At 70.0% G+C, this 11,457-nt stretch carries 10 protein-coding genes; 5 read left to right on the forward strand and 5 right to left on the reverse strand.

Annotated features, from left to right (window positions below; all coding sequences use genetic code 11):
• Positions 1 to 4: 4 nt before the first annotated feature.
• The gene (locus ACIQPQ_RS14255) at positions 5 to 619 is read left to right on the forward strand and encodes a DUF6461 domain-containing protein (protein WP_401303447.1); all 615 of its coding nucleotides are present in this window, start codon (positions 5 to 7) and stop codon (positions 617 to 619) included.
• Here the strand turns inward: ACIQPQ_RS14255 and ACIQPQ_RS14260 are convergent.
• Together ACIQPQ_RS14260 and ACIQPQ_RS14265 are read right to left on the reverse strand one after the other, a co-directional pair.
• On the reverse strand, positions 591 to 1,961 hold the full coding sequence (locus tag ACIQPQ_RS14260) for a hypothetical protein (RefSeq protein ID WP_401303449.1): 1,371 nt from the start codon (positions 1,959 to 1,961) through the stop codon (positions 591 to 593). The two genes, ACIQPQ_RS14255 and ACIQPQ_RS14260, sit on opposite strands and share 29 nt — an antisense overlap.
• Positions 1,962 to 2,345: 384 nt before the next feature.
• Positions 2,346 to 3,236, reverse strand: coding sequence for a TniQ family protein (locus ACIQPQ_RS14265; protein ID WP_401303450.1), 891 nt, complete (start codon positions 3,234 to 3,236; stop codon positions 2,346 to 2,348).
• 514 nt (positions 3,237 to 3,750) lie between these two features.
• Here ACIQPQ_RS14265 and ACIQPQ_RS14270 point away from each other — a divergent pair.
• Positions 3,751 to 5,733 (forward strand): hypothetical protein, encoded by a 1,983-nt coding sequence (locus ACIQPQ_RS14270; protein WP_401303451.1) that lies wholly within the window; start codon positions 3,751 to 3,753, stop codon positions 5,731 to 5,733.
• 73 nt (positions 5,734 to 5,806) lie between these two features.
• On the opposite strand, the gene ACIQPQ_RS14275 is transcribed toward ACIQPQ_RS14270, so the two are convergent.
• Positions 5,807 to 6,925 (reverse strand): FAD-dependent oxidoreductase, encoded by a 1,119-nt coding sequence (locus ACIQPQ_RS14275; protein WP_401303452.1) that lies wholly within the window; start codon positions 6,923 to 6,925, stop codon positions 5,807 to 5,809.
• Between the two features lie 53 nt (positions 6,926 to 6,978).
• Between ACIQPQ_RS14275 and ACIQPQ_RS14280 the strand changes: the two genes are divergently transcribed.
• From ACIQPQ_RS14280 to ACIQPQ_RS14290, 3 genes are all read left to right on the forward strand, one after another.
• Positions 6,979 to 7,671 carry a TetR/AcrR family transcriptional regulator gene (locus ACIQPQ_RS14280; protein WP_401303454.1) on the forward strand — a complete coding sequence of 231 codons (693 nt, stop codon included), beginning with the start codon at positions 6,979 to 6,981 and terminating at the stop codon, positions 7,669 to 7,671.
• A gap of 166 nt (positions 7,672 to 7,837) precedes the next feature.
• Entirely contained in the window at positions 7,838 to 8,722 is an 885-nt protein-coding gene (locus ACIQPQ_RS14285; protein WP_401303455.1) for an aminoglycoside phosphotransferase family protein, read from the forward strand.
• Positions 8,723 to 8,978: 256 nt separating this feature from the next.
• Positions 8,979 to 10,094, forward strand: a complete 1,116-nt coding sequence (locus ACIQPQ_RS14290; protein WP_401303457.1) for a MerR family transcriptional regulator — start codon at positions 8,979 to 8,981, stop codon at positions 10,092 to 10,094.
• Positions 10,095 to 10,161: 67 nt separating this feature from the next.
• Here ACIQPQ_RS14290 and ACIQPQ_RS14295 read toward each other — a convergent pair whose 3' ends face one another.
• Together ACIQPQ_RS14295 and ACIQPQ_RS14300 are read right to left on the reverse strand one after the other, a co-directional pair.
• The gene (locus ACIQPQ_RS14295) at positions 10,162 to 10,890 is read right to left on the reverse strand and encodes a class I SAM-dependent methyltransferase (RefSeq protein WP_401303459.1); all 729 of its coding nucleotides are present in this window, start codon (positions 10,888 to 10,890) and stop codon (positions 10,162 to 10,164) included.
• 5 nt (positions 10,891 to 10,895) lie between these two features.
• A complete protein-coding gene (locus tag ACIQPQ_RS14300; protein ID WP_401303461.1) occupies positions 10,896 to 11,366 on the reverse strand; it encodes a hypothetical protein in 471 nt (156 codons plus the stop codon).
• Between the last annotated feature and the right edge of the window lie 91 nt (positions 11,367 to 11,457).

Below are 11,457 nucleotides of genomic sequence, written 5' to 3' on the forward strand. Positions count from 1 at the left end.
TCGCATGGCTACGACGGCTGCTGACTACATGTGGTTCGAGGAAGACTTCCCGGATCTCGCCGAGTCCTACTGCGTCACCCTCGTGCACGACGTGCCACCGGACGAGCTGCTGCACAGGCTGGACGGCCAATCCGAATCCGAGGTCACCGGGATCACCGCACTCGTCGACACCGCGTTCGACCTCTGGGGCCCCAGCACCACACGGACGTACTTTGGAATGACGACGCTCGGCCCCTGGACCCTCATGATCGAGCCTAACGGCTGGCACGGCGTGAACGAGAAGAAGGCCCTGCCCGCATCAGCGGGCACCCGTTGGATCTCCCACTACGACAACGCGAACGCCAACAACGACGGCTCGTTCCTCTGGGTTGAGGACACCGAACTCCAGCTCCACTTCGAACTCCGCGACGTCGGCTGCCGCTCCGGTACGCGTGCCGACGACCTGCTCGACGTCATCCGCCGCCTCGGCTTCACCTTCCCCGAAGAGCCCACTGAAACGGACGACGACCTGGCCGTTCCGGCCGCCTTCGCGCTCGCCGAGTACATCACCGACATCCGAGTCAACCCGGCTCTCCTACAGGACACCACCTTCATCTGCGGCACCGCCGACTTCCGCTAGGGCAAATCGGCGACGCCGGCCGAGCATCATAGAGGCGGCGTTCAGCTGGCAGGCTCCGCTTCTGCGGGTGCATCATTCTGTTGTTGCTCAAGGTCCGGACCCTGTTCGCCTTCGACTCCGTAGAAGAGCTGAAGGTCGAGAATGGCTCGCCGGATGGCTCTGTGATCCTGCATGGGGACGTCGATATCTGCGTACGCCTCGATACCCCCTTCATCGAAGATCGGCAGGACTCCAGCCGGAGCACTCTGTGTCTGCACCAAGTCGACGTAGGCACCGTAGTCAATGCCCCAGATGTCGAACCGCTCGCCCGGCTGATCCTGCGCGGAATAGCCACGACGGAGAATGTGCAGTACGCGGGCATCGAAGAGAGCGAGAAGGAGGTCGTCCGGGCATCAGCGGAGTTGACCAGAAAGGCGCGGGCGCGCTTGCCCCGGATCACCTCAGTGATGATCCACTCAAGGAGTCGGCGTGCCTCGACCAAGCTCGTTAGCCCGGTCATCTTGTCCCCGTGATACCAGCCGCGGGTAGCGTCCCGAACCAGGGGGACCGAGATCTTGCTCTGCCCTGCCTTCATCGCAGCCTTAGCCGCAATGTACAGAGCATCCCTTGGAACTCCCTCGGCCGCCCTGACAAGTTCGTCAAACGCTCGCTTGTCCGTGAACCCCGCAGAGACGAGGCTCCCTTGGATTTGCCCCAACGGCGAGTTGGAGGTGTCTGCGGCAATGCTATGGAGATGCTTGACGAACAACCCTTGGAAGAACGAGCGCGCCCGCTCTTCGTTGCCTTCAAAGACCAAGAAGTCATCGAGGTTCACATGGGCGCCCATGTTAGCGCCGAGCTCGATCCCGATCGTTGCACCGTCGACCTGAGTCCTGAAGTTCGACTGCTGTTCGATTGCAGCAATCTTGACGGTGAACTTATGAACGGGCAGGACGCAACGAGTCAGGAACTGAGCCAAGTAGGGCTGAAGATCTCGCGGGACGCTGCTCCACTCATCCAGGAGGATCCACACCCGTCGACTGCAGAGCGTTCCTCCAAGTTCACGTAGCGCCTTGGCCACATCACTGAAGTTGAGGCTGATCTGTTCGGTGCCCTTTCGGGTCTCCCGATGCAGCCCGCGATCTTCAGATGACGCGTCGCTGCTGATCTTGCCGGACACCCGGACATCCTGGGGCGTGACACGTGCTTCAAGCGATCTACCGGACTTGACGCCCGTCTTGTTCTCCGCCTCTGCAGTTTGCTCAACCTCGCCCAGGACTCGGACCGAGGTAATCGCCGCGATGAGCTGATCGGCCTTCTCTACGAATCGGCCGTCCTCCATCAACGAGTCATCTTCAAGCACCGCGTTGAGCAATGACTCATGCAGCTGACCGAGAAGATCACGAGCAAGCGAGCGGCCCGCTCTGTGATCGGAGCCGACTGCGGATCGAACAGGCCGTTAGCCGATCCAATGGTGCGGAGGTCTATGTACAGAGCCAGATCACCGTTGGCCGATACCTCTGCACCCAGGTAGCTGAGGGCGTGGGTCTTCCCGGTACCTCGTCGGCCGTAGATGACCTGGTGATCGACCGTGTTGATCACATCGACAACCCCCGAGTCAACGAAGGTCTCATGGAGCTGAGGGCTCTCTTGCTTCTCTGCACGCTTCGGGATTTGGTTGAAGGCACGGTTCAGTGGCGAGAGAGCTGACAAAGGGGAAGACTAGACCGCTCCCGACTCACCCGCCTCAACATCGGGAAACAGAGGTACGTCGCAAGGGATGCCGCAGGAGCAGGGCTCGTAGAGCTGGTGAGCACCGGTTGTTCACGCGAATCACGTTGGCGCTGCGCGGGTCAGACTTCGTCGCTGCTTCAAGGAGCGTTGCGATCAGTTGCTGTGCTGCCGGCCGGGCGCTGTTGAGGAGCCGCTCAGCGATCGCGAGGACAGCAGCGCATGCGGTGCTGTCGGCGGGTGGATGGTTCCAGTAGAGCGTCGTTCCCTTCCGGCCTCGGGCCACCGCGTTCTCCGCCACTTCAGTGAGCCGTCGATCCACCTCATGGGCGATGACTTCGTCGCCTTCCTTGACCGGGTTGAGTTCACGAGTGTGCGGCCAGGACAGGAGAACAAGGGCCGCAAGGAGGTGCAGGTCAGCAAAGTACTCAGCCGTCGTGACTGGCATTCCCGCGCTCATAGGCCTCAGGTCTGTCACGGACGTGAGCAGCTCCAGGAGACGGCGCTGAAGGTGCAGGTACGGCTCCAGGGGCTTCGCCTCCTTGGCGGTGCTGCTGCTGAGCTGCGTACCGCAGACGGGCGGAAGCACCCCGTGCCGGGGAATCGGACCGGTAGTCCTTCGGTATTGCGTCGGGTGGAGGGTCGCGTCACCGATCCGAGGGATCAAGGAACGTTGCAGGTCAGCGTGGATAGGGTGTCGGCATCCTGGGCACTCGTGGATCAGCATGCGTCGGTGTTTGGGGCAGGCAAACACAGCGGCGAGCCGCCATAGGCGCTGCCATGAGCCACCAAGTTGCTCCTGGATGGTGCTGCCGTCGCCGGCGAGGCATTCGGGGCAGCACCGGGTGTTGGCGGTGAAGACCCACGGGTTGTGCACTGCGAGGTAAGCCAGGTCGTCGCGACGCATGACATCGAGGTTGAGCGGCCCATAGCGGGCCCCAGTGGGGCCAGAGTGAGGCCCATGATCTCTTCCGTGGCGAGCTTGATAACCAGGCTGAAAGTTGGCGCCCGGTCGGTGTCACAGAGGTTGATCAGGAAGCGGGCGGGGATCTGGAAGTACATGTGCCCAATGCCGGGTGTGGGCAGCAGTCCCGTCATGACGGCGAGTTGGCTGGGCGTCGTCCCAAGCCGATACGACAACCGCAGGAGGTAGCCGGGGTCCGCACTTGATCGTGTCCTGAAGGGGCCTTTGACGTCGGCACCGAGACGCTCCCAGGTCCGGACGTCTGAGAGTTCTCCGGGCACCCCGGATCAGAGGGCCCCGGATGCCAGGACCCAGCTGAGACAGGACAGGTCGCGGCGGTGGACCTCGCGCAGCCGTGACCGGCGCACCGGTCCCGCCGGGGACGGCCCCTGAGCCCCGGCTCATCTCCGAGGCCTCCCATGGGTTTTGTCGACAGCCTGCCGGTAGGGTCGCGCGCATGTGGTCGGGATTGGATGCGGTCGACTGGGCTGCGCTGGAGCACAACTACGGGTCCGCCGAGGATGTACCCGGCTTGCTCCGCCGATGCGCGGGTCCGGATCCGGACGATGCGGACGATGCCGCGTCCGAGCTGCTCAACCTGCTCTTCCATCAGGGCGGTTGGGTCTGTTCCGGCGCCTCGGCAGCGCTGCCCTTCGTGCTGCGCCTGGCTGCGGCACCGCAGGTCCCGGGCCGCCGCGCGTTGCTGGAGTTCGTGGCGTTGCTGGCAGCGGAAGCCGGTCAGGTCGAAGCCCGGTTTCTTGATCCCGGCTGGGCACCGGCCTGGGAACGGTCCCTGCCGGAAGTGTTGGGCCTGCTCGGTGACCCCGAGCCGGAGATCCGGCGGGCCGCGGCCGACGTGCTCGGTGCCTGCGGCAGTCCCGGTGAGCTGGTGCTGCCCGGTCTGCTGCGGTGCTGGGAGGCCGAGAGCGATCCGGCGACCCGCCTCGATCTGGTCCTCTCACTCGGCCAGGCGGCTCTGCGCGCGCCGACCGGCGGACGTGGCACCGAGGTGGTCGGCCTGCTCCACGGTCTGCTCGGTGATCCACAGGCGCAGATACGACTCGCGGCGGTGCACGCACTCGCCCCTGTCGACCCTGGCCTGCCCGCCCGTCGGCTGGACCTCGTCCTCGCGGCGGTCCGGGACCCGAGCGTCGAGCTGTGGCTCCGCACCAGCTCGATACAGACCGGAGTTCTGGGTGTCCACGGTTGGACCGCGGGGCTGCTCCCCGGCCCCGCCCCCGACTTCACGCTCGGTCTGCTGGCGGACCATCACGACGACGAACAGCGGATCGCCGCATTGGCCCGGGCCGGCAGCCTCCTGTCCCAGTGGAACTCGCCGACCGCCGCCCTCCTGCCACGTCTCGCGGCGCGCCTGGACGATCCCGCTCCCGAAGCGCGCTTCCGAGCGACCGAGCTGATGGCCTGTCTCGGCCCGGCGGCCACCGCTTACGCCGACGAGATCGCCACTCTGCTCCCTGACGCCGCCGCCCGCACCACACGCACGCGGGAGACCGTCGGCGAGGCGGCTCTGTGGGCCCTGGCCCGCATGAACGATCCCCGCTGCCTGCCGGGCCTGATCGAAGCGATCGCCGGCGCACGCTCCGGATTCGCCTCGGCTTCCGCCCACTACCCCGCCTCCGACCTGCACTCTGTCGGCCTCCCCACGCTCGCTGAGGTGCTGGGCTACCTCCCGGACCACGCCGAGCACCTCGTTCCGCCGATCTGCGGCCAGCTCCACACCGGCGCGGACGAGCGCGTACTCGACAGGCTCTGCGAGGTTCTCGCAGACTGGGGGCCTGCGGCAAAGGCAGCGGTTCCCCAGCTCATCGGCCTGCTGGAGGAAGACCGGACCTGGACCGCGGCGGCGAAGGCCCTGGCAGGCATCGGAAGGGCGGGAAACGGAGCACGCGGCCTGCTCCTGTCCCGTGCGACCGCCGCGGGGCCGCAGCGGGAACTCGCGGCTTGGGCGTACTGGAGGGTCGGCGGCGGACCGGAACCAGCCCTGGAAGCACTCGGCCGTGCCGCCGCTGAGCGTGAACACCCCCATCCTGTCCTGCGCAAGCTGGCCGACCTCGGGCCGCATGCCGCCCCTCACGCGGACCGGCTCCGGGCGCTGACCGCTCACGGCGACCTCTGGACGCGCGTGGAGGCGGCGCACGCCCTGTGGGCTGCGACCGGCGACACCGAGGTCGCCGTCCCCGTGCTGACGGCTGCCGTGCGGGATCTGGCTCCGGGCTCCTACCGGCCCGTCATGCTCCCCGCGGTGAACCACCTGGCCCGGCTCGGCCGGGCGGCCCGGCCCGCCGCCCTTCTCCTGCGCGACGTGGCCGCGTATGACCAGCGGTTGCGTTGTGACGGCGGCTGGCGGGGCTTCGCCCAGGACGAGGACATCCGCGCTGCCGTCGGCGAGCTGCTCAGCGCGTCCGGGCTGGCCACCTGAGGCGGGTGGTCGGGTCGGCGCGTTCCTGGACCTGCGCGGCGCGTGCTGACGCGCGCGCTCGCGGGCTTGGCGGTCAGGACGGCTGGACTTCGTCGAAGAGGGCCAGGGCTTGGGCGGGGTCCGGGCTCACGAGGCGTTCCAGACCGGCCGTCGCGATCGTCGCCCACCTGGCGGCCCGTGCCCACATCCGTTCCTCGAAGGCGCGAACGGTCTTGTCCAGATCCTCGGGGCCGACGGCGAGGGACTCGGCGAGTTCGGCGCCGTCCAGCATCGCGAGGTTCGCGCCGACCCCCAGCGGGGGCATCAGATGGGCGGCGTCACCCAGGAGTGTCACCCCGGGGACGTGGGGCCAGGTGGGGGACACGGACAGGACGTGGAGGGGGCGGGAGGCGAAAGCGGTGCCGTGGCGGAGGAGATCGAGGACGGGAGCGGCCCAGCCGTCGAACAGAGCCAGCAGACTCGATCGCACGGCCTCGACGTCGGTCAGGTCCAACTCGGTGTGCCAGTCCAGCGGCGCGCGCAACGTGGCGTACACCTTCACGTGGCCACCGCTGTTGCGCTGCGCGACGAGGTTGCGGTTCACGCCGTACACCGCCACGGAACCATCGCCGACCAGCCGGGCAAGGTCGGGGTGGCGGGTGTCGATGTCGTCGACGGAGGTCTCGACCGAGGTGACGCCGGTGTAGTGCGGTCTCACCGGCGAGACCGCCGGGCGGACCCGTGACCATGCGCCGTCCGCGCCGACCACGAGGTCGAATGCCTCCTGTCGCCCGTCCGCGAAGTGGATCAGGGCGCCGTCCCGCGTTCCCGGAACCACCTGGGTCACGCCCCGGCCCCACCGGACGTCGAGAGGGCCGAGCAGCAGGTCACGGAGTTGCCCACGGTCGATCTCGGGGTGGGCCCGGTCGCCAGGGCGGGGCCGCCAGTCACGCAGAACGGTCCCGTCCGTGTCCAGGATGCGCATGGCCTGCCCCTCGGGACGGGCGAGCTCCTGGAACTCCGCCAGCAGCCCCGCCTTGTCCAGGGCGAGTTGGCCCGTCCCTTCGTGCAGATCCAGCGTGCCGCCCGGCGGTCGGGCGGCAGGGGTGGGATCACGTTCGAGGACGGTGACGGAGTGGCCGTGGCGGTGCAGGACGCGAGCGAAGGTGAGACCGGCAGGACCACCCCCGACCACCGCGATGCGATGTCTCATGGCAATACACTGTATTGATTTATTACGCCGTATTGCAACGGTACGGTGGTGCCATGACTGTGTGGGACCGGCCGGAGCCGCCGACCCGCCCCGTGCCGCTCGACCGGGAGCGGATTGTCGCCGCCGCGATCGCGCTGGCCGACGAGGGCGGGCTGGAAGCGGTGTCGTTGCGCAAGGTCGCCGGCCGGCTCAACGCCGGGCCGATGCGGCTGTACGGATACATCGCCACCAAGGAGGAGCTGTTCGACCTCATGGTGGACGAGGTCTACGCCGAGATCCTCCCCGGTGAGGCGCCCGGCGACTGGCGGGAAGCGCTGCGCGTCCTCGCCCACCGCACCAGGCAGGCGGCTCTCCGCCACGCATGGCTGGCCGACCTGCTGGGCCGCCGCCCGGCCCTGGGCCCCAACGGCCTCGCCGTCACCGAGGCCACCCTGTCCGCCCTCGACGGCCTCACCGACGTCGATACCGTCATGCGGGCGGTGGAGACAGTCAGCGCCTACTTCACCGGCGCGATCAGGCGCGAGATCACGAACCTACGGGCCGAGCGCGCCACAGGCCTGTCCAAGCACGACTGGCAGCGCGCCCATGGCCCGCATGTGACGAGAATGCTGGCCACGGGCCGCTTCCCGTCGCTGGCCAAGGTCGTGTACGACGGCACGGACACCGACGCCGAGACGTCCTTCGCGATCGGCCTGGACTGGGTCCTCGATGCCGTGGCAGCCAAACTGACCCGGCCGTCGGCGTGACGCTCGGCCCCGGCCGCGGAGGCCAACCGTGAAGGCAGCCACCTACGCCCTCCCTGAAGCCCCAGACTCGGAACGCGAGGCGTCCGCCGTGAGATGAGGCCCGCGCTGGGAAGTCCGGCGAAAAGCGATGTCCCCTCGTCGGCTGCTTCATTAGGGTCTCGGACCGATGATGCACGAGAACGAGATCCCGACCGACAGCACGCTGGTGCGGCTCCTGCTCGCCGAGCAGTTCCCGCGGTGGGCGGATCTGCCGATCACCGTGGTGGACTCCGCGGGTACCGAGAACGCGATCTACCGGTTGGGGGACGGGCTCGCGGTCCGGTTGCCCCGGACGGAAGGCGCTGTCGGCCAAGTAGCCTTCGAGAAGGCCTGGTTGCCACGCCTGGCTCCCCTCCTTCCCACAGCCGTGCCGGAGCTGATCGCCGTGGGGCGAGCGGGGCCCGGGTACCCCTTTCCGTGGGCGATCAGCCGCTGGATCGACGGCTCGCACCCCGCCACCGAGCCGGCTCAGCGCCCCGACGACCACCGGCTCGCCCGCGACCTCGGCGAGTTCGTCACCGCGCTGCGCGAGGCCGACAGCACCGGGGCCCGCGCGGGCTACCGGAGTGTGCCCCTGCGGACCCGCGACGCCACCGTGCGGGAGTGGACCGCCAGGGCGACGGACGACGTCGACGCGCCCGCTCTCCTGGCCGCGTGGGAGCAAGCACTCGACCAGCCCGACTGGGACGGCCCGGCCAGGTGGACGCACGGCGATCTCATCCCCGGCAACATCCTCGTCGAGGACGGCCGACTCCGAGCCGTGATCGACTTCGGTACGGCGGGAGTGGGCGACCCCGCCTGCGACGCCATCCCCGCCTGGACGTTCCTCAGTGCGGAGGGCCGCAGGACCTTCCGCGCGGCAGGAGGGTTCGACGACGCCGCCTGGGCCCGGGGCCGAGGATGGGCCCTCACCTTCGTGAGCGGGATCGACTACTACCGCCACACCAACCCCGTCATGGCCGAGCTGGGACGCCGCGCCGTCGCCGAGGTCCTCGCAGACCGGGACGGATGAATGACACCTCCGCTGCGAAGGGCACCCGGGTCACGAGATCGCTCCGTCCGGCGCGTCGCCCACGGCGTTGTCCGTGGTCGAGGTGGCCGAGGTCTCCGAGGTGCGCGGTCGGATCGACCTGGCCGCTCTTCTCGCCGCCCTCCCCCAGGACTGACGTGTCGCGTGCGGGCGCCCCGTGCTTGACCTTCCCCCTGGGGCAGCCCGCAGCATCGGTGGGGCCGGGCGGCGGGTCCGGTGCGAGGAGGGGCGGGCGGGTGTGGAGTTGCTGACCATCGGGGCGTTCGCGAAGGCGTCACGGCTGTCGCCGAAGGCGCTGCGTCTCTACGACGAGCTGGGGCTGCTGACGCCCGCACGGGTCGATCCGGTGACCGGCTACCGCCGTTACGCGCCGGACCAGTTGGAGCGGGCCCGGCTCGTGGCCTGGCTACGGCGGCTGGGGATGCCGCTGGCCCGTATCCGGCGGGTCTGCGCGCTGGACGCCGACCGGGCGGCCGGGGAGATCCGCGCCTTCTGGGCCCAGGTCGAGGCCGACACCGCCGCACGGCGTGACCTGGCCGCCTTCCTCGTCGATCACCTCTCCGGGAAGGACCACCCCACCATGTCCACGACCACACCGCCCCTGGGCCTGCGCTACGCCGCCCTCTCCGACACCGGGCTCGTCCGCGAGAGCAACCAGGACACCGTCCACGCCGGGGCCCGGCTGCTCGCCGTCGCCGACGGCTTCGGCGGCCGGGGCGCCCCGGCGGGCGCCGCCGCCGTCGACGCGCTCGCCCGGCTGGAGACCGACGGCGTACCGGCGGGCAGCCTCCTCGGCATCCTCGACGACGCGATCGAGCGGGCCACCCGCGCCGTCCTCGCCGCCACCGAGTGCAGTGAGGAGACGGGCAGCGGGACGGGCGGGGCCGAGGACGGAGGCGGCCAGGAGGCCGGCACCACGCTCACCGCGCTGCTCTGGACCGGATCGCAGCTCGGTCTCGTCCACATCGGCGACTCCCGCGTCTACCTGCTGCGCGACGGCGAGTTGCTCCAGATCACCCACGACCACACCCTGGTCCAGTCGATGGTGGACGAGGGGCGCCTCACACCGGAGGAGGCCGCCTCCCACCCGCAGCGTTCGCTGCTGGTCCGCGCGCTGGGCCGGGACGCGGACACCACGCCCGACCTGCGGCTCCAGGACGCCCGCCGCGGGGACCGGTACCTGCTCTGCTCCGACGGCCTGTCCACCGTGGTGCCGGCCGGGGAGATCCACCGGGTGCTCTCCGGGACCGGTGATCCGGAGCAGGCGGTCCGCGACCTCGTCGGCCTCGCCAACGGCTCCGGCGGCCCGGACAACGTCAGTTGCGTCGTCGCGGACGTCGTGGACCTCCCGTAGCCCCGGACGGAACCCCGGAAGGACTTCCGGACGGAACCCCGGACGGAACCCCGGCAGCGCGGCGCCCTCACGGTCTGCGGGCCACGAAGACGAACTCGCGGCCGGGGCGGTCCGGGGCGTCGCGTACGGCGTCCAGGGTGTAGCCGTGGGCGGTCAGGTCGGCCTCGGTCTCGTCCCGTTCGCGGAAGCGGAGGGTGGAGTCGGAGGTCAGGGCGGGGCCGGGGCCGGGGAGGACGTAGGTCGAGCGGAAGGTGACCAGCGGGCCGTGTACGTCGGTCGTCTCGATCCAGTGCGCGACCGGGCCGGTGCCGGGCACGTCGGTCACGCGGTACGAGGCCGCGCGGTTCCACGCCTCCCAGGCGCGGCGGGCCGGGTCCCGGGTCTCGAAGACCAGGTGTCCGCCGGGGCGCAGGGCGGTGCGGGCGCCGCGCAGGGTGCCGTGCCAGGCGTCCGGGTCGACGATCTCCTGGGCCGCGTTCGCCGTCATCACCGCCAGGTCGACCGCGTCCAGGGGCGGCAGGGACGTCGCGTCGCCGTGCAGCCAGCGGACCCGGTCGGCGCCCGGCTTGGCGCGGGCCACGTCGAGGGAGGCGCGGGCGGGGTCGACGCCCACCACCTCGATGCCCCGCTCGGCGAGGAGCAGCGCGAACACCCCGGTCCCGCACCCGATGTCGAGGACCCGGCGCGCCCCGAACTCCTCCGCCATGCCGACGTACGCGTCGAGGTCACCGCGGTCGGCGTCCAGCGGGTCGTAGAGGGCGGCGAGGACGGGGTGGGTGAAGCACTCGTCGGGCATACGGTTCACCGTACGGCGCCGTCCGGGCGGCCGAGCCAGGCCCGTACCGTCGCGAAGTCGGCGTCCGTCAGGCCGCGTTGCGGATCGACGCGATGCAGGAGCGCGGGCGCGGGATGGGCGGCGGCCACCCATGTCCGGTCCGCCTCCCCGATCTCGTCGTCCAGCCAGACGAAGGGACGCCCGGCGGCCCGCGCGAGCAGCGGGAGCGTCTTCCAGTGCAGGCCCCGTACCGGCGCCTGCGGCCCGTCGGGGTCGTCCTCGACGGGCAGCACCGGCAGCGGGGGCAGGCCCAGCCACGGGCCCACGACCGCGTTCGCGTCCGCGCCCCACGTCGTCGCCCAGACCGGCGCGCACCGCAGGGCGAGCAGCCGGGGCCCGAGCGCCGGGTCGATCCGGGACAGCAGCGGGTGAGCGGGCGGCGGGGTCCCGTCGACGCCGTACTCCGGGTACGGGCCCGGCCCCCCGAACGGGATCAACGGGCCGTCGACGTCCAGGAAGAGGAGAGGGAGAGGGAGAGGGAGGGGGAGGGGGAGCGGAGGTGGAAGCTGGGGCGGGGGTGGGGGCGGG

The organism is Streptomyces sp. NPDC091281, assembly GCF_044757425.1.
GTDB lineage: Bacteria > Actinomycetota > Actinomycetes > Streptomycetales > Streptomycetaceae > Streptomyces.